Source organism: Micromonospora sp. WMMD712, from assembly GCF_029581295.1.
Classification (GTDB): domain Bacteria; phylum Actinomycetota; class Actinomycetes; order Mycobacteriales; family Micromonosporaceae; genus Micromonospora; species Micromonospora carbonacea.
The window spans coordinates 3,875,239-3,901,715 of the sequence record NZ_CP120743.1 but is presented as its reverse complement, the minus strand read 5'-3'; the positions used below and the strand labels follow the sequence as shown (position 1 = coordinate 3,901,715).

18 protein-coding genes and 2 pseudogenes are annotated in these 26,477 nt (G+C 75.4%); 10 read left to right on the top strand and 10 right to left on the bottom strand.

Translation table 11 applies throughout. From position 1 onward, the window contains the following. Positions 1-79: 79 nt before the first annotated feature. A complete protein-coding gene (locus O7633_RS16765) occupies positions 80-1,258 on the top strand; it encodes a MarP family serine protease (RefSeq protein WP_043964968.1) in 1,179 nt (392 codons plus the stop codon). 84 nt (positions 1,259-1,342) lie between these two features. On the opposite strand, the gene O7633_RS16760 is transcribed toward O7633_RS16765, so the two are convergent. From O7633_RS16760 to eccCa, 4 genes are all read right to left on the bottom strand, one after another. Then, positions 1,343-2,050, bottom strand: a complete 708-nt coding sequence (locus O7633_RS16760; RefSeq protein WP_282328436.1) for a phosphatase PAP2 family protein — start codon at positions 2,048-2,050, stop codon at positions 1,343-1,345. A 30-nt stretch (positions 2,051-2,080) separates the two neighbouring features. Then, positions 2,081-2,914: a phosphatase PAP2 family protein gene (locus O7633_RS16755; RefSeq protein ID WP_282328435.1), complete on the bottom strand. Its 834-nt coding sequence runs from the start codon at positions 2,912-2,914 to the stop codon at positions 2,081-2,083. A 109-nt stretch (positions 2,915-3,023) separates the two neighbouring features. Further along, positions 3,024-4,424 (bottom strand): type VII secretion-associated serine protease mycosin, encoded by a 1,401-nt coding sequence (gene mycP / locus O7633_RS16750; RefSeq protein ID WP_282328434.1) that lies wholly within the window; start codon positions 4,422-4,424, stop codon positions 3,024-3,026. A 99-nt stretch (positions 4,425-4,523) separates the two neighbouring features. Continuing rightward, positions 4,524-8,504, bottom strand: a complete 3,981-nt coding sequence (gene eccCa / locus O7633_RS16745) for a type VII secretion protein EccCa (RefSeq protein ID WP_282328433.1) — start codon at positions 8,502-8,504, stop codon at positions 4,524-4,526. Positions 8,505-8,605: 101 nt separating this feature from the next. On the opposite strand from eccCa, the gene eccD reads away from it, so the two are divergent. Continuing rightward, entirely contained in the window at positions 8,606-10,006 is a 1,401-nt protein-coding gene (eccD, locus tag O7633_RS16740) for a type VII secretion integral membrane protein EccD (protein WP_282328432.1), read from the top strand. Positions 10,007-10,037: 31 nt separating this feature from the next. Here the strand turns inward: eccD and O7633_RS16735 are convergent, their stop codons facing one another. Next, a complete protein-coding gene (locus tag O7633_RS16735; RefSeq protein ID WP_007073387.1) occupies positions 10,038-10,544 on the bottom strand; it encodes an inorganic diphosphatase in 507 nt (168 codons plus the stop codon). A gap of 537 nt (positions 10,545-11,081) precedes the next feature. Here O7633_RS16735 and dacB point away from each other — a divergent pair. The 3 genes from dacB (at position 11,082) to tilS (ending at position 14,699) form a co-directional block, all read left to right on the top strand. Beyond that, on the top strand, positions 11,082-12,515 hold the full coding sequence (gene dacB, locus O7633_RS16730; RefSeq protein WP_282328581.1) for a D-alanyl-D-alanine carboxypeptidase/D-alanyl-D-alanine-endopeptidase: 1,434 nt from the start codon (positions 11,082-11,084) through the stop codon (positions 12,513-12,515). 69 nt (positions 12,516-12,584) lie between these two features. After that, positions 12,585-13,649 carry a zinc-dependent metalloprotease gene (locus O7633_RS16725; protein WP_282328431.1) on the top strand — a complete coding sequence of 355 codons (1,065 nt, stop codon included), beginning with the start codon at positions 12,585-12,587 and terminating at the stop codon, positions 13,647-13,649. A gap of 9 nt (positions 13,650-13,658) precedes the next feature. Further along, positions 13,659-14,699, top strand: coding sequence for a tRNA lysidine(34) synthetase TilS (gene tilS / locus O7633_RS16720; RefSeq protein WP_282328430.1), 1,041 nt, complete (start codon positions 13,659-13,661; stop codon positions 14,697-14,699). Between the two features lie 150 nt (positions 14,700-14,849). Here the strand turns inward: tilS and O7633_RS16715 are convergent, their stop codons facing one another. Further along, on the bottom strand, positions 14,850-15,818 hold the full coding sequence (locus tag O7633_RS16715) for a helix-turn-helix domain-containing protein (protein WP_278129845.1): 969 nt from the start codon (positions 15,816-15,818) through the stop codon (positions 14,850-14,852). A 151-nt stretch (positions 15,819-15,969) separates the two neighbouring features. Between O7633_RS16715 and O7633_RS16710 the strand changes: the two genes are divergently transcribed. The 4 genes from O7633_RS16710 (at position 15,970) to folE (ending at position 19,872) form a co-directional block, all read left to right on the top strand. Continuing rightward, entirely contained in the window at positions 15,970-16,107 is a 138-nt protein-coding gene (locus O7633_RS16710) for a hypothetical protein (RefSeq protein WP_176734735.1), read from the top strand. Between the two features lie 101 nt (positions 16,108-16,208). Beyond that, positions 16,209-16,781: a hypoxanthine phosphoribosyltransferase gene (gene hpt, locus O7633_RS16705; RefSeq protein WP_074472259.1), complete on the top strand. Its 573-nt coding sequence runs from the start codon at positions 16,209-16,211 to the stop codon at positions 16,779-16,781. Positions 16,782-17,158: 377 nt separating this feature from the next. Then, positions 17,159-19,174, top strand: a complete 2,016-nt coding sequence (gene ftsH / locus O7633_RS16700) for an ATP-dependent zinc metalloprotease FtsH (protein ID WP_178066648.1) — start codon at positions 17,159-17,161, stop codon at positions 19,172-19,174. A 32-nt stretch (positions 19,175-19,206) separates the two neighbouring features. Further along, positions 19,207-19,872: a GTP cyclohydrolase I FolE gene (gene folE / locus O7633_RS16695; protein ID WP_278136273.1), complete on the top strand. Its 666-nt coding sequence runs from the start codon at positions 19,207-19,209 to the stop codon at positions 19,870-19,872. 358 nt (positions 19,873-20,230) lie between these two features. Here folE and O7633_RS16690 read toward each other — a convergent pair. Beyond that, positions 20,231-20,860: pseudogene (locus tag O7633_RS16690) on the bottom strand (hypothetical protein); the annotation flags it as partial. 233 nt (positions 20,861-21,093) lie between these two features. Beyond that, positions 21,094-23,952 (bottom strand): annotated as a pseudogene (locus O7633_RS16685) (hypothetical protein); the annotation flags it as partial. Positions 23,953-24,158: 206 nt separating this feature from the next. Between O7633_RS16685 and O7633_RS16680 the strand changes: the two are divergent. After that, complete coding sequence (locus tag O7633_RS16680; RefSeq protein ID WP_348776339.1) at positions 24,159-24,719, top strand: hypothetical protein; 561 nt, start codon at positions 24,159-24,161, stop codon at positions 24,717-24,719. 3 nt (positions 24,720-24,722) lie between these two features. Here O7633_RS16680 and O7633_RS16675 read toward each other — a convergent pair whose 3' ends face one another. Both O7633_RS16675 and O7633_RS16670 read right to left on the bottom strand, forming a co-directional pair. After that, positions 24,723-25,322, bottom strand: a complete 600-nt coding sequence (locus O7633_RS16675) for a hypothetical protein (protein WP_282328427.1) — start codon at positions 25,320-25,322, stop codon at positions 24,723-24,725. A gap of 13 nt (positions 25,323-25,335) precedes the next feature. Further along, positions 25,336-26,475, bottom strand: a complete 1,140-nt coding sequence (locus O7633_RS16670) for a M23 family metallopeptidase (RefSeq protein WP_278136271.1) — start codon at positions 26,473-26,475, stop codon at positions 25,336-25,338. Positions 26,476-26,477: the final 2 nt, after the last annotated feature.

Sequence of the window (26,477 nt, the reverse complement as noted above, 5' to 3'; positions counted from 1 at the left end):
GGCAGCCGGACGCCGACCGGACCGTCACGTTCCGCGAGCGGCGGGCACCCGGCGGGCCCGCTGCCCGTACCCTTGGGGCGTGTCCGCCGTGGATCTCGTTCTGCTCCTGCTCATGCTCGTGTTCGCGATCAGCGGATACCGTCAGGGCTTCGTCATCGGGGTGCTGTCGTTCTCCGGGTTCTTCCTGGGCGCGCTCATCGGTCTACAGGTCGGCCCGCTGCTGGCCCGCCAGTTCACCGACAGCGGCACCCGGGTGCTGATCTCCCTCGTCGCCGTCTTCGGGCTGGCGGTGGTGGGGCAGGCGCTGGCCGGCTGGCTCGGCTCGCACCTGCGCCAGACCATCACCAGCGACATCGCCAAGCGGGCCGACGACATCGGCGGGGCGGTCGTCTCGCTCTTCGCCGTCATGCTGGTCGCCTGGCTGGTGGCCGTGCCGCTGGGCTCGTCCTCGCTGCCCTGGCTGGCCTCCTCGGTGCGCAACAGCGCGCTGCTCACCGTCGTCGACCGGGTCCTGCCCGACCAGGCGCAGGAGCTGTCCACCGCGCTGCGGGACACCGTCGACACCAACGGCTTCCCCGACGTCTTCGGCGACCTCGCGCCCACCCGGGCCCGGCAGGTCGAGCCACCCGACCCGGCGCTCGCCGGCTCGCAGGTGGTGGCCGACGGCCGGCGTGCGGTGGTCAAGGTGCTGGGCTCCGCGCCGAGCTGCGCGCGCCGCATCGAGGGCTCCGGCTTCGTGTACGCCGACGACCGGGTGATGACCAACGCGCACGTGGTGGCCGGCACCCGGTCGGTGGCGGTCGAGCTGAACGGCGACCGGTACGACGGCGAGGTCGTCGTCTACGACCCGGACCGGGACCTGGCCGTGCTGCGGGTGCCGGGGCTGCCCGGCCCGTCCCTGCGGTTCGCCGCCGGCAACGCGGGCAGCGGGGCGGACGCGATCGTGCTGGGCTTCCCGCTCGACGGGCCGTACAACGCCCAGTCGGCGCGGATCCGGGACGTCGACCGGATCACCGGCCCGGACATCTACTCCTCCGGCGACGTGACCCGGGAGATCTACACGATCCGGGCGTTGGTGCGCAGCGGCAACTCGGGCGGGCCGCTGCTCTCCTCGAACGGCCTGGTGCTCGGGGTGATCTTCGCGGCGGCGGCCGACGATCCGAACACCGGCTTCGCGGTGACGGCGGCCGAGGCCCGCCCGGTCGCCCTGGCCGGCGCGGAGCGGACCCGCCCGGTCGGCACCGGCGAATGCACCTGAGCCGCAGGAGCGCTGCCGCCCCGGGCGGCCGGGCCAGCCGTTCGGCTCAGGCAGTCGTCGGGACCCGGGCCGGCTGTCCGGCTCTCAGGCCGTCGGGACCCGGGCCGGTCGCCCGATCGTGGGCAGCTTCTCCCGGCTCCACCGCACCCCCCGGTCCAGCACCGCCCGGGCCATGATCACCACGCACGTGCCGCCGTTGAGGAACGACGCCAGCACGTCGCTCGGGTGGTGCATGCCCCGGTACATCCGGGTCAGGGCGACGCCGACCGGCACCAGGAGGAGCAGCGCCCACCAGGCGACCTTCGCCGGGGTGCTCCGCGCCCGCAGCGCCAGCAGCACCGCGATGCCGACGTAGAGCGCCACGGCGGCCGACGTGTGCCCGGACGGGAAGCTGGACGTCGGCGGGGAGACGTCCATGTGCTCGACCGCCGGGCGGCGGCGGTCGATGGCCATCGTGGTCAGCAGGAACACCAGCGCCTGGGCGCTGACCGCCGCGCACAGGAACAGCGGCTCCCGCCAGCGGTGCAGCACCAGCCGCAGGACCACCGCCACGATCGCGGTGACCAGCACGATCAACTGGGTGCTGGCCAGCGTGCTGAACACCAGCGAGACGTCGTTCCAGCCGGCGGTCCGGTCGGCGGCCAGCTCGCGGTTGACCGCGTCCTCCACCGTGAGCGGCCAGGTGTGCGCGAAGACCCGGGTGACGAGGACGCCGAGCAGCACCATGACGGAGAGCAGCAGGGCCACCGGCAGCAGCACCCGCTTGGCTGCCTGACCCACCAGTTCGGACATGGCCCGCCCAGTACCCGCGCGGACCGCCCGCTACGCCTGCCCGCGGGCCGGGCGGGTGCGCTCCGCCTCGCCGGCCGGCTCGGCCCCGTCGGCCAGTTCCGGCTCGACGCCCTCCGTGGTGGCGGGGCGCGCCGACCGGTGGCCGGTCCGGGTGCGCCAGGTGCGGAAGGCGGCGGTGGTGGCGGCCACCGTCGCCGCGCCCAGCAGCCAGCCGGCGACCACGTCGCTGGTGTAGTGCACGCCGAGCGCCAGCCGGCTCACCCCGGTCAGCACCGTCACCACGACGGCGGCGGACCAGAGCGCCCACCGCCGGGCGGGCCGCCGCCGGGCGAACGGGAGGAAGACCAGCAGCAGCACCCCGGCGGCGAGGGCCGCGTTCAGCGCGTGCCCGGAGGGGAACGAGTATCCGGCGGCCCGGGCGACCGGGTCCAGCAGCTCGGGCCGGTCCCGGCCGACCAGCAGCTTGAGCAGCGCGCCGAGCAGGCCGCCCACCGCCATCGTGGTGACCGCCCACCAGGCCAGCCGCGGCGCGCGCCAGGCGAACAACCAGACCACCACGGCGAGCACGGCGACCCGCAGCGGCCCGGGACCGAACACGTTCGTCCACACGGTCATGAACCACACCCAGCCGGGATGGTCGACGGCGTAGCCGTGCAGGTGGTGCGCGACCGCGGCGTCCAGCCGGTGCAGCGGCGGCCAGGAGCCCAGCACCAGCAGGGCGAGCAGGGCGAACGGCACCAGCACCAGGAAGACGGCGGTCGCGGCGAGGGTGAGCCGCAGCCCCAACGAACGGTCGGGGTCGAGCCGGCGGGCCCGCCACGACGGCGACGCGGGGACGTGGGTGCGCTGACCGGACGTGCTCATGCCCGGCATCCCTACCCAGCGGGACGCCGGATCAGACCGGCCGGGCCGGGAATCGGGCAGGCCGGGCACGGAACCGGGACGCCCCGGTCGACGCCGCGCCCGGGGGTGGTCAACGGCTGCGCTGGCGCAGCCGGCGGACCATCAGCGCGGCCCCGGTGACCAGGGCGGCGAGGAGGGCCACGCCGGCCCAGAGCCGCTGCGGGTCGGCGTCGTCGCGGCCGCCGGCCGGCTGGGCCGTCCAGCGGGTGTGCTGGCGGGGCGCGGTGAAGCCGAGCGGGTCCGCGCCGGCACCCGCGACGGGGGCCTCGTGCGTGGCGCCGGGCGCCGGGCCGAAGCCCACCACGCCGGGGGAGGACTGGTCGTCGAGCGGGTTGTGCCCCACCGGGGGCACGTCGGCGGTGAGCGCGGCGACCGGGTCGACCAGGCCGTACCCGAAGCGGTCGTCGCGGCCGGTGGGCCCGATGTCCCGGGCGGTGCTGATCAGCCGGTTGACCACCTCACCGGCGGACATCTGCGGCCAGCGGGCCCGGATCAGCGCGGCGGCCGCGGCCACCAGCGGCGACGCGAAGCTGGTGCCCTGCACCCGCCAGTAGCCGCTGCCGGGCCGGGCCCCGACCAGGCCGGTCGCCGGGGCGGTGAGGACCGTGGCGCGGCCGGTGATCGACCCCGACCACAGGTTGTCGCTGGCGCGTTCCAGGCCGGCGACGGCGATCACGCCCGGCTCCCGCGCCGGATACCAGACGTTGGTGTCGGCGGAGGCGGCGACGTTGCCGGTGCAGGCGACCACCACCACGTCGCGGGCGAACGCGTAGTCCAGCGCCGCCGCCAGGGCCGGGCTGTCGCCGCTGCCGCCGAGCGACAGGTTGATCACCCGGGCGCCGTTGTCGACGGCCCACCGGACGCCCCGGGCGACGATCAGGGCGTCGTCGTAGCGGTTCTCGTCGTCGAGGACCCGCACCGGGAGGATCTTCGCGTCGGGGGCGAGCCCCACCGCGCCCCGCCGGTCGTCGTTGCGCCCGGCGATCAGGCCCGCCACCGTCGTGCCGTGCCCGACCGGGTCCGGCCCGTCGGTGTCGCCGTCGTCGACCAGGTCGATGCCCGGCAGCACCTGGCCCGCCAGGTCCGGGTGGGAACCGTCCACCCCGGAGTCGACGACGGCGACGACGACGCCGCGCCCGGTCGAGGTGCGCCACGCCGTCGACGCCCGCAGCTCGTCGAGCTGCCACTGCTCGTCGCGGACCTGGTCGGCCCGGGCCGGCGTGTCGACGGGGGACACCCGCCAGGACGGACCCGCCGACACCGGCGCGGCGAGCGGGGCGAACCCGGGAACCGGCGCGGCGAGCGGGGCGGACCCGGGCAGCGCCGCGGGGGGCGGCGCGGCGAGGGCCGCCGGCGGAACCGGGCCGACGAGCGACACCGCGAGCGCGGCGGTGCCCACCAGCGCGCGGCCGGCGAACCGTCGCGCGGTCGCGGGCCTGCCCTGCCGAACCCCAGTCACATTCCCAGCCATTCATCGCGGCGGACACATGCTGCTCGGAGATTACCGGTTCCCACGCCCGTCACGCGCCATTCCGACGCCGGATCACCGGGTCGTCGGCCCGGCGGACCCCTACGGCGGGGGAAGATGGGCCAGCTGCACCAGGCGTACGCCCTCGCGCCGGGTCACCAGCCGGGCCCGCCCCGGCGGGAGCGGCCCGGGCCGGACCTGCCCGAGGATCGGCCCCTCGTCGGGGCTGCCGGCCATCACCAGCCCCGGGGTCGACAGCTCCTTGAGCCGCTGTAGGAGCTGGTCGTAGCCCCGGCCGGTGCCGCCGGCCCGGCGCGCCAGCACCAGGTGCAGGCCGATGTCCCGGGCCTGCGGGAGGTATTCCTCCAGGGCCCGCAGCGGGTTGACCGGCCCGCTGGCCACCAGGTCGTAGTCGTCGACCAGCACGAACAGCTCCGGCCCCGACCACCACGAGCGCTGGCGCAGCTGCGCCGGGGTGACGTCGGGGCCGGGCAGCCGCTGCTGCATGTACCCGGCGGCGGACTCGATCAGCTCGGTGGTGCGGGCGGCGGCCGTGCCGTAGCCGATCCGGTGCTCGGTCTCGATCGCGCCGAGCAGGCTGCGGCGGTAGTCGACCAGGATCACCCGCGCCTGCTGCGGGGTGAACCGGCTGACGACGGTCGCCGCGAGGGCCCGCAGGAACGACGACTTGCCGCACTCGGCGTCGCCGAAGACCAGCAGGTGCGGCTCGGTGGCGAAGTCGAGCACCACCGGGCGCAGGTCCGCCTCGGCGATCCCCACGGGCAGCGCCAGCCCGGCCGTCACGGTCAGGTCCAGCTCCGCGTACGGCAGCACGGGCGGGAGCAGCCGGACCGGGGGCGCCGCCGGCCCGTCCCACGCCCCGGCGACCGCCTTGACCAGGGTCGCCGTGTCGCCGTCGGCCAGCCGGGGCAGGGCGGTGAGGAAGTGCAGGCTCTCCCCGGTCATGCCCCGGCCGGGCGTCTTGTCGGGCACGGTGGCCGCCGCCGCCCGGCGCACCAGCAGCGAGTCCGACGGGTCGCCGAGGCGCAGCTCCACCCGGGAGCCGAACAGGTCCCGGATCGCCGGGCGGTAGTCCGTCCAGCGGAGCGCGGTGGCCACCACGTGCACCCCGTAGGACAGGCCCCGGGTGGCCAGCTCGGTGACCAGCGGCTCCAGGTCGTCGTACTCGCTGCGCAGCGTGTTCCAGCCGTCCACCACCAGGAACACGTCGCCGAACGGGTCGGTGCCGGGCTGCCCGGCGGCGGCGAGGGCGGCCCGCCGCTGCCGGTACGCGGCCATCGACTCCACCCCCAGCTCGGCGAAGCGGCGCTCCCGGTCCACCAGCACGGTGACCAGCTCGCCGACGGTGCGCCGCACCGCGGTCTGGTCGGTGCGGCCGGACACCCCGCCCACGTGCGGCAGGTCGCGCAGCGCGGCCAGCCCGCCGCCGCCGAAGTCCAGGCAGTAGACCTGCGCCTCGACGGGCGTGTGGGTCAACGCCAGCGCGCACACCAGGGTGCGCAGCAGGCCCGACTTGCCGCTCTGCGGGCCGCCGACCACGCCGACGTGCCCCGCCGACCCGCCGAGGGTGAGCCAGAGCAGGTCCCGCCGCTGCTCGAACGGCTTGTCGACGACCGCCACCGGCACCTGGAGCGCGCCGTGCAGCTCCGGGTTGGCGAAGGTCAGCCCGCGCGCCGGGTCGACGCCGACCGGGCCGAGGAGCTCGTCGAGGGTGGGCGCGGCGTCCAGCGGCGGCAGCCACACCTGGTGCGCGGGCGGGCCCTGCCCGGCCAGCCGGCCCACCAGCACGTCGAGCAGGCTGTCCCGGCCGGCGTCGTCCTCGGCGGTCGCCGTCAGCGCCGGGGTGGGCGGCTCCGGCACCGGCACCACGTGGGTGGTGAAGGTCAGCAGGCGGGGCGCGCCGGCCCCGCCCGGCCCCGTCGCGCCGACCCGCCGCCGCAGCGGCCCCGAGACGTACGCGGCCTTGAAGCGCATCAGCGGCTCGGTGCCGAAGCGCAGGTAGCCGTGCCCCGGTGAGCGGGGCAGCTCGTGCGCGTCCGGCACCCCGAGCACCGTCCGGGACTCCAGGGCCGAGAAGGTCCGCAACCCGATCCGGTACGACAGGTGGGTGTCCAGCCCGCGCAGCCGCCCCTCCTCCAGCCGCTGACTGGCCAGCAGCAGGTGCACCCCCAGCGACCGGCCCAGCCGGCCGATCTGCACGAACAGGTCGATGAAGTCGGGCTTGGCCGACAGCAGCTCGGAGAACTCGTCGCAGACCAGCAGCAGCGACGGCAGCGGGGCCAGCGGCGTGCCCGCCGCCCGCGCCCGCTCGTAGTCGCGCAGGCTGGCATAGTTGCCGGCCCGACGCAGCAGCTCCTGGCGGCGCATCAACTCCCCGTTGATCGCGTCGACCATCCGGTCGACCAGCGGCAGCGCGTCGGCCAGGTTGGTGATCACCGCGGCGGTGTGCGGGAGCCGGTCGAAGGAGGCGAAGGTGGCCCCGCCCTTGAAGTCGACCAGGACGAAGTTGAGCTGCTCGGAGCTGTGCGTCGCGGCCAGCCCGAGGACCAGGGTGCGCAGCAGCTCGGACTTGCCGGAGCCGGTCGCCCCGATCAGCAGCCCGTGCGGGCCCATCCCGTCCTGCGCGGACTCCTTGAGGTCCAGCTCGATCGCGCCGCCGTCGGTGCCCACCCCGATCGGCACCCGCAGCCGGTCCCGCGCCGACCGGGGCGCCCAGCCCTGCTCGGCGGTGAAGCCGTCCGGGTCGCCGATGCCGAGCAGCTCGGGCAGGCCCAGCTCGGCGTTGACCGGGGCGTCCGGCCCGCGTACGGCGGTGGCGAGCCGCAGCGGGGCGAGCCGGCGGGCGACCGCCTCGGCGTCGGCGGGCGGCAGCCGGTCCGGGGTGCCCACCTCGGCGTGCCCCTCGACGGAGTGCGAGTGCAGCCGCCCGTCGCGCAGGTCGAGCAGGATGGCGTACCGGTCGAGCAGCCGGGGCGGCGGGGTGTCCAGGTCGACGACGGTGACCGCGTCGATGCCGCCGTCGCCGACGAGGTCGGTCGCGCCGGTGAGGTCGCCGCCGTCGAGCACCACCACGACGTGCGGCCCGTCGGTCGCCGGGCCGGCCGGGCTGAACCGCGAACGGCTGGCCAGCACCTCGTCGAGGAGCCGTTCCAGCTCGACGGCGGAGCTGGTGACCAGGCGGACCGGGCCGACGGCGTCGACGCGGGTGGGGTGGTGGGCGTGCGGCAGCCACTTCACCCACTCCCACAGCGCCCGCCGTTCGGGGCCGGCGCAGACGGCGATCAGCAGCTCGTCGGGGGCGTGGAACACCGCGAGCTGGGTGAGCAGCGCCCGGGCCAGCGCCTGCGCGTCGGGCGACCCGGTGCCGGGGCGGACGCCCGCCTCCGCGCCCTCCCGGGGCGCCCCGCCGCGCACGAAGACCCGGGCGAAGCTGCGCAGCGACAGGGCCACCGGCAGGTCGGGCACCACCGCGTACGCGTCGAGGAACCGCCGCAGCGCGCCGGCGGTCATCGGCTCCAGCTCCTCCAGCGGGCGGGTGACCGGGCCGACCAGCGGGGTGGCCAGGGTCTGCGGGCCGACGCCCACCCGCACCACCGCGAAGTCCGGGTCGCCGGGCCGCCGCTCCCACACCCGGTGGCTGTCGACGGTGGACCACAGCCGGCCCGGGTCGGGGTGGCGGTAGTAGAGCCCGGCCCGCTGCCGCTCGGCGGTCTGCCGGACCCGGCGGCGCAGCGCGCCCAGGTGCCGCAGGTACTCCCGGCGGGCGGCCATCATCTCCGACTTCTTCGGGGTGCCGGCGGCGCTGCCCCACGAGGTGACCAGCATGGCCAGCGAGGAGAGCCCGAACATCCCGCCGACGACGTACGAGTACGCCCCGCCGCCCCGGCCGAACATCATCGCCATCGCGACCGACCCGCCCAGCATGGGCAGCACCATCAGCGCCTGCTGCCAGCGCCCGCCGGTGACGGCGGGGATCTCGGGCGGGGCCTCGACGGGCAGCTCGCCGACCGGGATCTCCGGTGCCGGCCGCCGGGGTGGTCGCTTGATGACGACGGTGGACACTCGGCCTCCCCACAGCGCTCGGTAACCCGAGCCTGGCTCATCGTAGGTAAAGTCCTGTCGTCCGCGCAGCCACCGTTCCCCCTCGATATGGAGATGCGCCGATGACAGTCGGGTTGGCCCGGGTCACGATCAGCGCCCCCCAGCGCCGGGTCGACGTCGCCCTGCCCGAGCAGGTCCCCCTGGCCGAGCTGCTGCCCGAGGTGCTCCGGCACGCCGGCGAGGGGCTGGCCGACGACGGCGAACGGCACGGCGGCTGGGTGCTGCGCCGCACCGACGGGGCGGTCCTGGCCACCGCCCAGGCGCTGCTGCCGCAGGGCGTCCGCGACGGCGAGGTGCTGCACCTGGTGCCGGCCCGCGCGCAGTGGCCCGAGCTGGAGTACGACGACGTGGTCGAGGCGATCGTCGACGGGGCCCGCCGCCGGGGCGCCGCCTGGTCGCCGGCCGCCACCCGGTGCGCCGCCCTGGCCGGGGCGGCCGTGCCGCTCGGCGTGGGGCTGCTCGCCGTCCTCGCCGCCGGCCCCGGGCCGGGCGCCGGCTGGCCCGTCGCGGTCGCGGTGGCGCTGCTGCTCACCCTCGCCGGGGCGGTCGCCTCCCGCGCGTACGGCGACGGGGCCACCGGCGCGACCCTCGGCGGCTACGCCCTGCCGTACGCGTTCGCCGCCGGCGCGCTCGCGGTCAGCTCCGGCGACCCGGTCGGCCCGGTCGCGCCGCTGCCCTGGCTGGGCGCCCCCGAGCTGCTGGCCGGCGCGGTGGCGCTGCTGCTGGTGGCGGTGCTCGGCCTGCTCGGGGTGGCCAGTCGGGTGCGGGTCTTCGTGGCCGGCGCGACGGTCGGCGCGGTCGGTGCGCCCGCCGCCCTCGGCGGGCTGGCGTTGACCGCCGGGGGCGCCGCGGCGGTGCTGCTCTGCGCCCTGGTCTTCGCGCTCGGCGCGCTGCCGCTGCTGGCCATCCGGCTGGGCAAGATGCCGCTGCCGCCGATCACCCTGCCCGGCGACGGTGGCCCCGGCGCGGACGCCGCCCGGGACCTGCCGGACCGGGCCCGGGTGCACGCGGCGGTGGCCCGCACCGAGGAGATGCTCACCGGGATGCTGCTGGGGCACGCCGTGCTGGTGGCCGGGGCGGCGGTGGTGCTGGTGACGGCGGGCGGCGGGGCCGGGCGGCTGCTGGTCGCCGTGGTCTGCGCGGTGCTGCTGCTGCGCTCGCGGCTGTTCGTGGCGGTCCGCCACCGGGTGCCGCCGGTCGTCGCCGGGCTGGCCGGGGCCGTCCTGCTCGGCGGGGTGCTCGTCGTGGGCTCCGGGCCGGCGGGCCGGCTGGCGCTGGCCGTCGGCGGGCTGGCCGTCGCCCTGCTCGCCGTGGCAGCCGGCGCCACGTACGCGCGGCGGCCCGCCTCCCCGTACCTGGGCCGGGCGGCCGACCTGGTCGACACGGCGCTGGTGGTGTCCGTGGTGCCGGTGGCCTGCGCGGTGCTCGACCTGTACGAGCGGGCCCGGGGGCTGCTCGGCTGAGCGGCCCCCGGGCCCGTCGGCGTGGGTGGGGTCAGTGGATGGTCTCGCCGCGCTCCTCGGCCTCCTTGGCCCGCCGGTACGACGCGCGGATCTCGGCCTCCGCCTCGACGCGACCGACCCAGGTCGCGCCCTCGACCGACTTGCCGGGCTCCAGGTCCTTGTAGACCTCGAAGAAGTGCTGGATCTCCAGCCGGTCGAACTCGCCGAGGTGGTGGATGTCGCGCAGGTGCTCCTGGCGCGGGTCCTCGTAGGGCACGCAGAGGACCTTGTCGTCGCCGCCCTTCTCGTCGGTCATCCGGAACATGCCGATGGTGCGGCAGCGGATCAGGCAGCCCGGGAACGTCGGCTCGGGGACCAGCACCAGCGCGTCCAGCGGGTCGCCGTCCTCGCCCAGGGTGCCCTCGATGAACCCGTAGTCCGCCGGATACTGCGTGGACGTGAAGAGGGTGCGGTCCAGCCTGATCCGGCCGGTCGCGTGGTCCACCTCGTACTTGTTGCGGTGACCCTTGGGGATCTCAACCGTGACGTCGAAATCCATTTCCCACGCTCCCTCGTTTGCCCACGCTGGCTGACGGAACCAAGTGGCGGCGCTCCCCGCGCAGGTGAATGCCCACCCGCCCGCTCCGGCCGCCGCATAGTGTTCGGACCGAAGTAGTGTCACCCAAGCTGTTTTCCGCACGGGGAGGAGGGGGTCGTGGGGAGGGAAGATTCACACTACCGCCCGCAGGGGGTTGACGGGCGGAAGAAGCCGCGCCCGGGGTCCGGGAGCGCGACCGGACGGGTGCCGGTCCCCGAGGCGCACGTCCCGCGGGCCCAGGAGCCGGCCGTGACCGACTTCGACCCGGAGGCCACCGCCCCGGTCGTGACGTCCGGCGAGCCGGTGTGGCGCCCCCCGGGCGGCGACCGCGCCCCGGAGCTGACCGCGACCCCCGCCGCCCCCGCCGCGCCGGCGGCCCCCGACGGGCCGGACCCGGCCACCGCGTCGGTCCCGCCCACGCCCGGCGGTCCCGCCGACCCACCGGCGGGCCCCCCGCCGGCTTACGCCCCGCCGCCCACCCGCCGACGCCGCCTCCCGCTGGCCGTGCTCGCCGTGGTGCTGCTGTTCGCCCTGGTCGGCGCGGGCCTGGCGGTGGTCCGGCCCGGCCCGGTCGCCGGCTGGCTGGGCGACGGCGGGGAGCCCTCCCGGGCCGACGCCCAGGTCGTCGAGCCGGACCCGACCCCGGTCCTCGCCGGCCCCGACGCGCACGCCCCGGAGCCCACCGCCGACGGGGTGAAGGCCGCGATCGAGCCGCTGCTGGCCGCCCCGGAGCTGGGCGACCGGGTGAACGTCTCCGTCGCCGACGTGACGACCGGCCGGTCGCTCTACTCGCGGGGCGGCGACGACGCCACCGTGCTCGCCTCGGTGACCAAGCTGGCGACCGCGGTGACCGTGCTGGCCGCCCGCGGCCCCGACCACCGCGTGCCGACCCGGGCGGTGGCCGGCGCGGCCCCGGGCGAGGTGGTGCTCGTCGGCGGCGGCGACCCGACCCTCGCCGTCGACGGCGAGGGCTTCTACCCCGGCGCGGCCCGCCTCGACGACCTGGCCGAGCAGGTCAGGACGGCGCTCGGCGGCACCGCGCCGACCCGGGTCACCGTCGACTCCTCGCTCTTCCCCGGCCCGGTCTACGGGCCCGGCTGGGACTCCGACATCCCGACCGGCGGCTTCGGCGCGGCGATCAGCGCGTTGATGACCGACGGCGCGCGGGTGGACCCGGTGGCGGCGAAGAAGAACTTCGCGGCCAGCCACGGCTGGGCGCAGCGCAGCCCCCAGCCGGACCTGGCCGCCGGCCGCGCCTTCGCCCGGCTGCTGGGGCTCACCGGCGCCGCCGCCCAGGTCAAGCGGGGCGCCGCGCCGACCTCCGGTGACGCCTCGGCCGGCTCGGCGCCGGCCCCCGGCACCGAGCTGGGCAAGGTCGAGTCCCCGCCGATGATCCGGCTGGTCGACATGATGATCACCGACAGCGACAACGTGATCGCCGAGGCGCTCGCCCGGCAGGTGGCGCTGGCCCGGGACCAGCCGGCGTCCTTCGCCGGCGGCGCGGCGGCGATGGACATCGTCCTCGGCGAGCTGGGCCTGCCCGCCGACGAGATCACCCTCTCCGACGCCAGCGGGCTGTCCCGCAGCGACCGGATCAGCCCGTCCCTGCTGACCGACCTGATCGCCATCGCCGGCGACGGCTCACACCCGGAGCTCGGCAGCATCTTCGGCGGCCTGCCGGTGGCCGGCTGGTCGGGCACCCTGGACGGGCGGTACCGGTCGGACGGCACGACGGCCGGGGCCGGGGTGGTCCGCGCCAAGACCGGCACGCTGACCGGGGTGCACGCCATCGCCGGGTTGGTCACCACGGCCGACGGGCGGCTGCTCACCTTCGCCGTGCTCGCCGACCGGGCCCCGGCCGGGAGCCTCGACGACACCCGCCGCGCCCTCGACCGCGTCACGTCCGCCCTGGCGCGCTGCGGCTGCCGCTGATCGCTTCGTGGTGATATGTCCTTGGATTCCCGAAAGGTGGGGGTGTCCCGGCGCGGGTACGGTGGGTACATGGCGCAGTTCGTGGACTGGGATCTGGCCGCCGCGACGGCGGGGGCCCTGGGCAAGTCGGGGCCCCGGGTGTCGTACTCCGAGGCCACCGAGGTGGTCTCCGAGCTGCGGCGGCTGACCGACGAGGCGGCCGGGCACGTGGCCGACTACACCGGGCTGCGGTCCCAGGTGGTCCACCCGCCCGTGCGGGTGGTCGACCGCCGGGACTGGGCGGCCACCAACATCGCCGGCCTGCGGGAGGTGATCACCCCGCTGGTCAGCCGGCTCTCCGGCGACAAGCCGCCGGGCCCGCTCACCGAGGCGGTCGGCTCCCGGCTCACCGGCGTGCAGGCCGGCACCGTCCTGGCCTACCTGTCCGGCCGGGTCCTCGGCCAGTACGAGGTCTTCTCCGGCGACCCCGGCCAGCTGCTGCTCGTCGCGCCGAACATCGTCGAGGTGGAGCGGAAGCTCGGGGCCGACCCGCGCGACTTCCGGCTCTGGGTCTGCCTGCACGAGGTCACCCACCGCACCCAGTTCACGGCCGTGCCCTGGATGCGCGCCTACTTCCTCGGCGAGGTGCAGGCGTTCGTCGACGCCTCGCAGGGCGGCGAGCACCTGCTGGAGCGGCTGCGCCGGGGCGTCGCCACCCTCTCCGACGCGGTGAAGGACCCGCAGAGCCGGGCCAGCGTGCTGGACATCGTGCAGACCCCCGCCCAGCGGGCCGTGCTCGACCGGCTCACCGCGCTGATGACCCTGCTGGAGGGGCACGCCGAGTTCGTCATGGACGGCGTCGGCCCGCAGGTCATCCCCAGCGTCGAGTCGATCCGGGCCGCGTTCAACCGGCGGCGGGAGACGGGCAACCCGCTGGAGAAGGCGATCCGCCGGCTGCTCGGCGTCGAGGTCAAGATGCGCCAGTACGCCGAGGGCCGCAAGTTCGTCCACGGGGTCGTCGAGCGCGTCGGCATGGCCGGCTTCAACAAGATCTTCGGCTCCCCGCTGACCCTGCCCCGCCTCGACGAGCTGGGCGACCCCGACGCGTGGGTCGCCCGGGTGCACGGGCCGGCAGCCACCCCGACCGCCGGCTGACCGTACGCCGTGCCCGCGCTCGCCCCGGCGGTCGCCGCCGTCCGGCTCGCGGTCCGCCGCGCGCTGACCGGGCTGCCCGGGGCCGGGCCGGTGCTCGTCGCCTGCTCGGGCGGGGCCGACTCGCTGGCCCTGGCCGCCGCCGCCGCGTTCGTCGCGCCCCGGCTGGGCCGCCCGGTCGGCCTCGTCACCGTCGACCACGCGCTCCAGGCCGGCTCCGACCGGCGGGCCGCCGACGTCGCGGCGTGGGCCGCCGGGGCCGGCTTCGCGCCGGCCGAAGCGGTACGCGTCGACGTCGCCGGCCGCCCCGGCGGCCCCGAGGCGGCGGCCCGCGAGGCGCGTTACCAGGCGCTCGCCGAGGCGGCCCGGCGGCACGGGGCGGCGGCGCTGCTCACCGGGCACACCCGCGACGACCAGGCCGAGACGGTGCTGCTGGCGCTGGCCCGGGGCGCCGGCCCGCGCGGGCTGGCCGGGATGCCGCCCCGGCGGGACCTGGCCGGCGTGCCGCTGCTGCGGCCCCTGCTCGACATCGGCCGCGAGCAGACCCGCAAGGCGTGCGCCGCGCTCGGCCTCAGCCCGTGGGAGGACCCGCACAACGCCGACCCGTCGTACGCCCGGGCCCGGGTCCGGGCCGACGCGCTGCCCGCGCTGGTCCGCGCGCTCGGACCCGGGGTGGTGGACAACCTGGCCCGCAGCGCCCGCCTGGCGGCCGCCGACGCGGCGGCCCTCGACGAACTGGCCGCCGCCGCACTCTCCGCCGCCTCGCCCGCCGCCGCCTCGTCCGCCACCGACGGCCCGGCCGGCGTGCGGGCCCCCGGCGGCGGGCTGGCCGTGGCGGCACTGGCCGGGCTCGCCCCGGCCGTGCGGACCCGGGTGCTGCATGCCTGGGCCCGGGAGCTGGGCGCGTCGCCGGCCGCGCTGTCGCACCGGCACGTCGGGGCGCTCGATGCCCTGGTCACCGACTGGCACGGCCAGGGCGAGGTCCATCTGCCCGGCGGCCTCCGGGTGGGCCGCCGGGCGGGCCGGTTGACCGCGGCCGGGCCGCCCGGCTGACCGGCGTCGTGCCGGCTGCGCCCACTCCGCTGCCCCGCCGGGTCCGGGTGATCGCGGCCGGGCCGGCCGGTCCGGGTGATCGACACGATGCCGGCGACCTGGGGGCTTCTGGTTGCCGGTGGCCCCGCCAGGTCGCCGAGCCGGTGTGGGTCACCCGGACCGGGCGGGCGCGACGCGGTCGCGGAAGGTGGTGCGGTAGGCGTGCGGGGTGGTGCCGACCCGCCGGGCGAAGTGGTGCCGCAGCGCCGCGGCGTCGCCGAACCCGGAGCGGCCGGCCACGCTCTCCACGCTCAGCCCGGTCTCCTCCAGCAGCCGCCGGGCCAGCAGCACCCGCTGGTTGGTCAGCCAGTCGTGCGGGGTGGTGCCGGTCTCGGCGCGGAACCGGCGGGCGAAGGTGCGCGGCGTCATGCCGGCGTGCGCGGCGAGCTCCTCGACGGTGACCGGCCGGTCCAGGTGACCCATCAGCCACGCCAGGACCGGCTCCAGGGTCGCCGCCTCGGGGGCCTTGGGGATGGGCGCCTCGACGTACTGCGACTGGCCGCCGTCGCGGTGCGGCGGGACGACCATCCGGCGGGCGAGCCGGGTGGCGGTGGCCGAGCCGTGCTCGTGGCGTACCAGGTGCAGGCAGGCGTCGATCCCCGCCGCCGTGCCGGCGCCCGTGAGCAGGCGGCCGTCCGCCACGTAGAGCGAGTCACAGCGGACCCTCGCCCGGGGGTGGCGGCGCTGCAACTCGTCGACGTGCCGCCAGTGGGTCGTGCACTCCCGGTCGTCGAGCAGCCCGGCCGCGCCGAGCACGAACGCGCCGGAACAGACGCTGAGCACGTACGCGCCGCGCGCGTGGGCCCGGCGCAGCGCCGCCAGCACCTCGGGCGGCGCGACCGCGCCGTCGTGCCCGGGGACCGCCACGAGGTCGGCGTCCTCGACGGGCGTCAGGTCCGCGTCCGGGGTGACGAGGAAGCCGGAGGAGGTGCGCGCCGGAGCGCCGTCGGCGGCGCAGACGTCGAACCGGTAGCCGGGGAAGCCGTCGTCGGTGCGGTCGGTGCCGAACACCTCGGCGAACACGCCCAGCTCGAACGGGACCACCCGGTCCATCACGACGACGGCGACGGAACGGAGCATGTGACGAGGGTAACCGCACCGGTGGCAGGAAATCGAGGTGCAGTGGCATTCCTGCCACTGTCCCGCCGTTCGGCGAGGGCACAGACTGGGGTCAAGTCCGGTGCGCACCGGCGGCGAAAGCATCCCAGATCCTGCGAAAGCGAGCGCCGCCATGGAATCCCTGTTGCTCCTGCTCTTCCTGCTCCTCCTCGCCGTCGCCCCGGCGGCCGGCCTCACCGTCGACAGCCGGGACTCGGCGGACTGGAAGCCCACCGACTGCGGCCGCCGGTGGCGGTCCCGCACCTGCTGACCTGATTGCTGTTGGTATGCGCGAGAAATGCCAGGCGGGGCCGCCCCGAAAGAGGCGGCCCCGCCGACGGGGAGCATCCGGCGTACGGCAGGCTAGGAGCCATGGCTGACGGCTCCTGGTACGACGCCGACATCGACCACGTGATCATTTCCGAGGCGCAGATCCGCGAGAAGACCGCAGAGCTGGCCAAGCAGGTGTCGGCGGACCACGCCGACGTCGACGGGCTGCTGCTGGTCTGCGTGCTCAAGGGCGCGGTCATGTTCATGGCCGACTTCGCCCGGGCGCTCGGCCGGCACGGCCCCCCGGTCGAGTTGGACTTCATGGCGATCTCCTCGTACGGCCAGGGCACCACCTCCTCGGGCGTGGTGCGCATCCTCAAGGACCTGGACCGGGACATCGCCGGCCGGCACGTGGTGGTCGTGGAGGACATCGTCGACTCCGGCCTCACCCTGTCCTGGCTGCTGCGCTACCTGGAGTCCCGGTCGGCGGCCAGCGTCGAGGTCGTCGCCCTGTTCCGCAAGCCGGAGGCGATCAAGGTCCCGGTGCCGGTGAAGTACGTCGGGTTCGACATCCCCACCGAGTTCGTCGTCGGCTACGGCCTCGACTTCGGCGAGCGCTACCGCGAGCTGCCCTACGTCGGCGTGCTCAAGCCCGAGGTCTACGCCCGCGCCTGACCACGCGGCGGGGGCGGGCCCGTCAAGCGGACGTTCAGCGCGCTCTCAGCTGATCGGACTACGGTAGAGGCCGGTGGTGTGGACGCACCCTCCACGTCCGACCCCCCGACCCGCGTGACCGGGCGGTCGGGTGGCCGGTCGGGAAACCACGCCACGCCGGCTGAAACCCGGTTCGCCTTACGCGTAACTGCTGGCCTCGCAAGGCCACATGTCGCGCACACGGTGTACCGTCGAGTGACCGTGACGCGGCAGTGACGCGTCCCGGGGTCGAGGCCGGCCCGCACGGCGGCTCCGGCCGCCGCCGCGGCGGCGACAGCCATTCAGACGGTCAGGACGTCGATCAGGAGGATGCGGGCGTCTCGGCGCTCGACAACAGCATGGAACGTACGCGTTTCTTCCGCCGACCGGTGGTCTGGATCATCCTGGTCATCCTCGGCGCCGTTGTGCTCAGTCAGCTGTTCACCGCTGGTCCCAGCTACCACCGCGTGGACACTTCCGTTGCGCTCGACCAACTGCACACCGCCAAGATCAAAAAGGCGGTCTTCCAGGACAAGGAGCAGACGCTCCAGCTGGACCTGGAGAGCAGGACCAAGTTCGGTGACACCACCACCGACCGGATCGAGGCCCAGTTCCCCTACGAGGTCGGCGACGAGGTCTGGAACGAGGTCCTCGCGGCCAAGGCGGCGAACCGGATCACCGGCCCGGCCGACACCAAGGTGTCGTCCGACAGCGTCTGGGTGAGCCTGCTGGTCAACCTGCTCCCCATCGCGCTGCTCGTGCTCCTGCTGCTGTTCTTCATGTCGCAGATGCAGGGCGGCGGCTCCCGGGTGCTCAACTTCGGCAAGTCCAAGGCGAAGATGATCACCAAGGACACCCCGAAGACGACCTTCGCGGACGTCGCGGGCGCCGAGGAGGCCGTCGAGGAGCTGCACGAGATCAAGGACTTCCTGCAGAACCCGGCGAAATACCAGGCCCTGGGCGCCAAGATCCCGAAGGGCGTGCTGCTCTTCGGCCCGCCCGGCACCGGTAAGACGCTGCTCGCCCGCGCCGTCGCCGGCGAGGCGGGGGTGCCGTTCTACTCGATCTCCGGCTCCGACTTCGTCGAGATGTTCGTGGGTGTCGGCGCGAGCCGCGTCCGCGACCTGTTCGAGCAGGCCAAGTCCAACGCCCCGGCGATCGTCTTCGTCGACGAGATCGACGCCGTCGGCCGCCACCGCGGCGCCGGCATGGGCGGCGGGCACGACGAGCGCGAGCAGACCCTCAACCAGCTCCTCGTCGAGATGGACGGCTTCGACACCAAGGGCGGGGTCATCCTGATCGCCGCCACCAACCGGCCGGACATCCTCGACCCGGCGCTGCTGCGCCCCGGCCGCTTCGACCGGCAGATCCCGGTGGACGCCCCCGACATGGAGGGCCGCAAGGCCATCCTGCGGGTGCACGCCAAGGGCAAGCCGTTCACCCCCGACGTCGACCTCGACTCGGTGGCCCGGCGCACCCCGGGCTTCAGCGGCGCCGACCTGGCCAACGTGATCAACGAGGCCGCGCTGCTGACCGCCCGTAAGGACCAGCGGGCGATCACCAACGACTCCCTGGAGGAGTCGATCGACCGGGTCATCGCCGGCCCGCAGCGCCGCACCCGGGTGATGAGCGACCAGGAGAAGAAGATCACCGCGTACCACGAGGGTGGGCACGCGCTGGTCGCCTGGGCGCTGCCCCACGCCGCCCCGGTGCACAAGGTGACGATCCTGTCGCGCGGCCGCTCGCTGGGTCACACGCTGGTCCTGCCGACCGAAGACAAGTACACCCAGACCCGCGCCGAGATGGTCGACACCCTGGCGTACGCGCTGGGCGGCCGGGCCGCCGAGGAGCTGGTCTTCCACGAGCCGACCACCGGCGCCGGCAACGACATCGAGAAGGCCACCGGGCTGGCCCGCGCGATGATCACCCAGTACGGCATGAGCTCCAAGCTCGGTGCGATCAAGTACGGCACCAGCGGCGACGAGCCGTTCCTCGGCCGCAACATGGGCCACGAGCGGGACTACTCCGACGCGGTGGCCGCCGAGATCGACAACGAGATGCGGGCGCTGATCGAGCTGGCCCACGACGAGGCCTGGGAGATCCTGGTGGAATACCGGGACGTCCTGGACAACATCGTCCTGGAGCTGATCGAGAAGGAGACCCTCTCCACCGCCGACATGGCCCGGATCTGCGCCCGCGTGGTGAAGCGTCCGCCGATGGCCCCCTACAACGGCTTCGGCAAGCGCCAGCCCTCCACCGAGCCCCCGGTCCTCACGCCGACCGAGAAGGAGGCGCTCAAGGCGCAGGCCCAGGCCGACGGAGCCTCCGTCGGCGGCGGCCTGCCGGGCTCCAACAACTCGGACGGTACGCACTGAACACCGCCCCGACGGCCGGTCACGAGGCACCGATCCCGAGTGCCTCGTCGACCGAGCCCGACACCGACGGTCTGGACTACCTCGCCGCGCGGCTGGTCAACGGCAAGTTGACCGGTCGCCCGGTCGAGGAGTCCGTCGACCTGGCCCGCATCGAGAAGGCCGTCCGCGAGATCCTCATCGCCGTCGGCGAGGATCCCGACCGCGACGGTCTCGTGAAGACCCCGGCCCGGGTCGCCCGCGCGTACGCCGAGCTCTTCGCCGGCCTGCGGGTCGACCCGGCGCAGGTGCTCAGCACCACCTTCGAGGCCAACCACGAAGAGCTGGTGCTCGTCCGGGACATCGACGTGATGAGCCTCTGCGAGCACCACCTGCTCCCGTTCCGGGGCAGCGCGCACATCGGCTACATCCCCGGGCCGGACGGCCGGATCACCGGCCTGTCCAAGCTCGCCCGGCTCGTCGAGGTCTACGCCCGCCGCCCCCAGGTGCAGGAGCGGCTCACCTCGCAGATCGCCGACCTGCTGATGAGCAGCCTCGCCCCGCGCGGCGTCGTGGTGGTGCTCGAATGCGAGCACATGTGCATGGCCATGCGCGGCATCCAGAAGTCCGGAGCGAAGACCATCACCTCCGCGGTACGCGGCGTGCTCCAGCACGACGCCAAGTCCCGCGCCGAGGCGATGTCCCTGATCATCCCCCGCTGACCGGCGGGGCCAATCCCGCAACGACGCCGGGGCGACCACGCGGTCGCCCCGGCGTCGCCGTTCCTGCTTCCCGCGCCCGGTCCCGCCGCGCGGCCCGTCACGGCCGGGCGGCTCAACCGGCCAGCATCGCCAGCACGAGCCCGGCGGTGGTCAGCACAGCCGGGACGAGACATACCAGGGCACCCCACCGGGGCGTCCGGTCCACCGGGCCGTCGGCCGGCACCCCCGCCGCGCCGGCCCGCCCGACCGGGGCCGCAGGCGCGGCACCGCCGCCGGCCGCCACGACCGGGCCGGCCGGTGCCGCGCCGTGCGTCGCCGCCCCAGCGGCGGGCCGCTTCCCGTTCCGTTCCGCCGCCGTCCCCGCCGGCCCGCCGAAGAGGCGGCCGACGCCGATCCAGCCGGAGACGAAGGCGGCCGCAGGCATCGGAAGCCCGCACACCAGGGCCACCACGCTCGCCGGGCCGGCACCCGTCGCCACGTACAGCACCACCTGGAGCAGCGGAACCACCAGCGCGAGCGGCCCGTAGACCAGCAGGTTTCGCAGCCGCGGCGGCCAGGCCCCCGGACCGAACCGGCCGCGCCCCGCCAACAGGCCGTCGGCCCCGTCCGCCCAGCCCCGCGCCGCGCGCAGGGCCGTCGACACCGCCGTCGGCCCGGCGACCATCTCCCGGGCCGCCTCGCTCAGCTCCGGCGGCGACGGCGCCAGCACGATCGGGGGTACGCCCAACTCGCGCAGCCGGGACCGCTGCGGCGCCAGCCGCTCGCGTACCCCGGTCAGCTCCTCGCGGGCGGCCTGCACCGCCCGGGCCTGCTCCGTCGCGGCCGTCGCCGCGCCCCGGCGCACCCCGTCGAGCTGGCGGGCGGCGGCGACGTACTCCGTCCAGGCCGCGGCGCTGTCGACGGCGGGCACCGGGTCGACGCCGGCCCGCTGACGGACCGGTCCCGCAGCCGGCGGTGCGGCGACGGTGGTGGTCGGCTCCCGGCTCATCCGCCCTCCCCCTCGTCGGTCCCTGCCTCGGCACCGGCGGCCCGCGTCGCGGCCTCGGCCGCAGTTCCCCCGTCGGTTCCCGGGCCCGCCCCGGCCCCCGTGGTGGTGTCGCCTCGCGTCGTGGCGTGGGCTTGCGGGGCGGTGCCGGTTCCCGGCGCGCTGCCGGCCTCCGTCATGGTGCCGGCTTCCGTCACGGTGCCGGTGGGCCGTGGCGCGTCGTCGCCCGGGCCGGCGAACGGCACCAGCAGGACACCCCGCTCGTCCGGGCCGTCCCAGAGCATCGCCCGGCCTGGCCGGGGACGCCACTGCACCGGATGCCCGAACAGCGCCGTGAGCTGGGCCCCCGGCACGTCCACCGCGACCACGGCGGCCAGCTTGTCGAGGTCGTCCTCGGCCCGCGCCACCGCCGTGAACGGCGGCACCGTGCGCCACCAGCCGAGCAGGTGCCGGCCGGCCGGCGGGCCGTCCCGCAGCAGCGTCCGCAGCCGGTCCGCCAGCGGGTCGGGCGGCACGGGGCCGCTCGCCGGTCGCTCGTGGCCGGCGCGCCGGCCCGTCGGTCGCTCGTGCGGCGCGGGGCCGTCCGCCTGCCGCTCGTCCGGGGCAACCCCGGCTGCCTGTCGCTCGCGTAAGGCGGCCCCGGTTGCCCGCCGGTCGTGCGGGGCGGTCCCGTCCAACCCGAAGACCACCAGGTAGCCGGGCTCCTCGGCGTCGACGGCGGCGAGCAGGCCCGGCAGGTCGACACGTTCCACCCGGTGCTGGCCGGCGAGGTCCGCCGCCAGGGCGTCGGCCACCGGCGTCGCCTCGGCGGCGAGTGACGCCACCACGAACCGTCCCGTGCCCGGCGCGTGGTGCGCCGCGACGCTCCGTGCCGCAGTGGCCAACAGGGCGACCGCCTCCGCCCCCGGGCCGAGGACGGCCAGGTTACGGCCGGCACCCGCGCCGAGCGGCACCGTGACCGTCGACCGGGACGGATCCACCGCCCGGCCCAGCAGGGCCACCGGCCCCCGCGCCCGCCCGGCGAAGGCCGCCCGGTAGTGCGGATCGTTACGCAACGACGGGCGCGCCCAACCGGCGAAGACCACCGGCGGAGCCGACCGCTCCGGACGGGCCGCCCAGAGCCTGCGCCGCAGCTCCCCGATCGTCTCCGGGGCCTCGTGCGGGTCGGGGAAGCGGACCATCCGCTCGTGCCCCCGGGTGGCCCCCCGGGGACCGCCGAGGCCGCCCGCCGTGTTCACCACCGCGCTGCCCACCGGCAGCCCCGCTGCGGCGTCGTTGCTCGGCTCCAGCACCGGGCCCCCGCCGGCCAGCGCCACCCGCACCGGGAACTGCCCGGGCAACGAGTCGCGGGTCGTCGGCCCACCGGCGATCCCCAGATCACCCTCCCCGGCCAGGACCAGATGCACCCCGTACGCCCGACCGGACCGGGCCAGGGCGTCCAGGCGGGCGACCGCGTCAGTGGCCAGCCGATCCTGCTCGGCCAGCAGGAGCGGAAAGTTGTCGATCACACAGACCACCCGGGGCAGGGCCTGGTGCTCACGCAGGCCGGCGAACCGCTGCCCACCGGCGCGCTGGCCGGCCTCCTCCCGGCGACGGGTCTCCGCCGTCAGCTCGTCGAGGAGGCCCAGCACGTACTCCCGGTCGGCGGCCAGCCCCGCCGAACGCACCTGGGGCACCCAGGCCCGGTCCCGCTCGGTCTGCAGGAACTCCGCGAACGACTCGCCGTCGCCCAGGTCGGCCAGGTGCAGGGCCAGCTCGTCCGGGCCGTACCGGGCGGAGAGGCCGAGCAGCACGTTGCTGAGGAATGCGGCGCGATCCGCCCCGGACCGTCCGCTGACCAGCCAGTGCGGGGTCAGCTCGGTGAACCCCACGGTGACCGGACGGCCACCCGCGTCCCCGACCGTGGTGGAGACGCCCTCCACGGAGCCCGCCGTCCACAGTGGGGCGGCCGGGTCGGGCAGCAGGTCGGCCAGGCTGAGCCGGGAACCGGCCTCGATCTCTGCGGCAAGCCGTCGGCACACGGCGTCGACCAGGGCAGCCGGCGGATCGTCGTCGACGAAGACGGGGGAGTTCAGCCCACCCGGTGGCTCCGCCCCCGGCCCCGCCAGGGAACTGCCCGGCGGGTCACCCAGCAACGCGTACGCGTTGCGCATGGCCAGCGGGGTGGCCTGCGGCAGGGGCGCGCGGGTCGCGTACGGGCCGGCCGGTGGCCAGCCGGCCACGACCAGGTGCAGGCCGGCAGCCCGACCCCGCGCCGCCAGCGCCTCGATCCGATCCAGATCGGCCGGATCCGTCGCCTCCGGCCAGGCGGCCACGACCACCAGCAGCGTACGGTCGTGCCGGCGCGGTCGGCCACTGCTCGGCGACACCCACTGCTCCGCCTCGGTGAGCACGGCCCGCAGCCCGACGACGTCCGTGGCCGGCGGGGGCAGCAGGCCGGCGTCCGCGAGCACGGCGAACGGGGCGAACGTGCCGTCCGGCGGCGCGGCCAGCCCGGTGCCGGTGCTGCCGGTGTCGGTGGTCGTGGTCGTGGCCGCGCGTGCGCCGGTGGTTACGCCCGTGCGTGCGTCGGCGACGGCACCCGGCCCTGCGCCGGTCGCCGGATCCGTTCGCGCTCCGGCGGTGGTGGTGCTGACTTTTCCGATGCCGGTCCCGTCGATTGCGCGGACCAGCAGGCAACCGGCCGGCGTCGCCGCCAGCAGGCGCAGCAGCACGGCCCGGAGCAGCCCCGCCACCCGGGGATCCCGCGCGTCGCCGTCGATCGTCAGGTGCCCGGTGCCGAGCAGCGGCACGAGGGCCGGGAAGCGCGCGTCGTCCAGCGGAGCGGCCATGCCTACCCGGACGAACGGCGGCGGGCCCTCGCCCGACGGGACCGCCACGGTGAGCGTCTCCAGTGACGCCCCCGCCCAGCCCGGCGCGAGGACAGCCGCCGTGGACCGCAGCCGGTCCGCCAACTCGTACTGCCGCCGCTGGTCCGCCGGTGCGGGCCGGATCTCGTCGAGGACGGCGGCCGCCGCAGCGGCCGTCGCCTCCGCCCTGCGGTGCAGGGCAGCGGCGCGGTTGGTGCGTGTCCTCGGACCGAACACCGCGTCCACCCCCTCGTCCCGAGGTTGGGAACCCCTCCCCGAGCAGTGACGGTATCCCAGGTCCCGCCCGTCCTCAGGGACGCGCCACGGCGGGTGCGCCGGAGATGTCCGTGACCGGTCGGATTCTCACCGCTGGGGGTCGTCCTGTCACGATCCGCTGCATCCTGGGCATTGGGTACGAGGCGTCCAGCCGATAGCCTCAAGGGGTGGAATCAGTGCAGCCCCCCGCCGGTTCCCAGGTGTCCCGCGTACCGGCGCAGCGGACCCCGCCGGAGCAGTTGGTGCCCCCGTCGGGGACGCCGACGCCGGCCCGCCGGCCAGGACGGGTGCGGACCATCGTCACGGTGGTCGCCGGGGTGCTCGGGTTGCTGCTCGTCGGCGGCGGCATCACCGCCTTCGTGCTGTACGACCGCGCCACCAGACCGGATCGCAGCGCCCCGGACGTGGTCGTCGACAACTACCTGCGTGCATTCCTCGTCGACCGCAACGACATCAAGGCCGACCAGTTCACCTGCTCAGCAAGCACTCTTGAGGCGGTCAACGGCCTCCGCAGTGAAATCGAACAACGCGAAGCGCGCTTCGGCGTCAACGTCCGGATCACATGGGGAGCGCTGGCCCGCACGAAGACTGCTGGAGGCGAGTCAGTCGAGACGACGCTGACGATCTCAAGTTCAGCCAATGGCCAACCTCGTAGCAGCCGTCGGGAAGCTTGGGTTTTTCAGGTCAGCGACGAAACGGACGGCTGGCGTGTTTGCGATGGCAGGAAGGTTGACTAGCAACTACTCGATCCAGAGGAGATGGACCGGGACCTCCAGAGTGGTGGGCGGCTGACCTCGCCAGGCCCAGCGGTACCACTCCAGCTCGGGCGTGACCCGGACGCAGATGTCCCCCTCGGCCCCCGAGTAGGTCTCGGTCACTGCGCGGAGGTCTCGCTGCTCACCGGCGTCAGCCACGTGCACGACCCGGCGTCCCGTGACGGCACCCGCCTCGAAGACCGGAGTCGGCGCCCGGTGGGCCGGTGCGTCCAGGGAGACCAGGTTGACGCTGGAGACCCCGACCGTAGGGACGCCCGGCCGGTTCCCCAGGGTTTCCACCCACACCCGCTCGACCGGCACCAGCGGGGCGAAGACCTCGACCTGCTCGGACTCCGCGCGGTACCACTCCTGCTCGGGAATGACCGGCACGTAGGTGCGGCTGTTCTGCACCACGCGCTCGTCGGCGCGCAGGTCGCCGCGCCAGCCGAGACCGGGCAGCCCGACCAGCACCCGCCGTCCCCGCAGTTCGACCCGTCCGGTCGCGGGCACGATCTCGATCGGCCTGGGCGGCTGGGGTGCCCAGTCAGGCTGGTCGGCGAAGGGGTCGGGAAGCGGCCCGGTCATGCGTACCGGAGCCCTACGCCTTGCCGTTCAGGGGCGCGCCCCGGTCCCGCATGAACGGCACCGGGTTGACCGCACCACGACTGGACCGGTCACCGTCCAGGTGGACCTCGAAGTGCAGGTGCGGGCCGGACGAGTTTCCGCTGCTCCCGACCTCACCGATCACCTCTCCGGCCTTGACCATCTGGCCGGGGACCACCCGGGGCTTGACGATCATGTGGCAGTACCGGGTCACGTAGCCGCCGGAGTGCAGCACGTCGACGAACCAGCCACACCCACCCTTGCCCGGATAGCCGTCGACATCACAGCTCAGCTGGCCGTTGTTGGCCGGGTCGCACCTGGCGACCAGTACCCGCCCGGTCGCCGCCACGCGGATCAGGGTGCGCTTCGGCGCGGCGATGTCCACCCCGTTGTGCCGAGGGCGACTGGCCGTCCGGAATCCGGAGCCGACACCCCCCGGGATGGGTGCCGTCCAGCCCGAGGCGGCGATCTGGCCCCGGGTGGCGGCGTTGCAGATGCTGCGCTGAGCCACCTGCACCGTGCGTGCCGCACCGCCGGCGAGCGCGTCGACGATTCTGCTGGCGAGGTCCTCGTGCTTCGCATAGGCGTCAGGGAAGGCGCTCACCTGCACCCGCTGGGCGGCCCTGGTCAGCGAGAGCTGCTCCCAGCCGGGGACCTTCACCAGCTTCTCGTAGAACTTGCGGGACGAGTAGGACGGGTCCTGCAACTGCTCGGGGGACCCCCAGCCCTGGCTGGGGCGCTGCTGGAACAGGCCCACCGAGTCGTGGTCGTTGCGGCTGCCCAGGTGGGGAAGGTTCCGTAGGCCGGACTCCTGCATGGCGGTCGCGACGGCGATCACCCAGCCGCGAGGCGGGACCTTCATGTCCGAGCCGACCTTGATGATGACCGCGGCGTTGCGGATCTGGCTCTCGCCGTACTGCGCGAAGCGGGGCATCTTGCCGGAGACCTTGACCTGGTGGGACGAGCCGCAGGCGGACTGGGCCTCCGGGGAGAGGTCGTCACTGCCGCCGCTCAGTTCGGTGAGGAAGAACGCCGCCGTCCCCCCGGTGCAACAGAGCAGCGTGAGCGTGGCGGTCAGTGCGACGGCCAGCGCGCCGATCCGCAGCCTGCGCCGCGGGCTGCTGCCATCTCTCATCT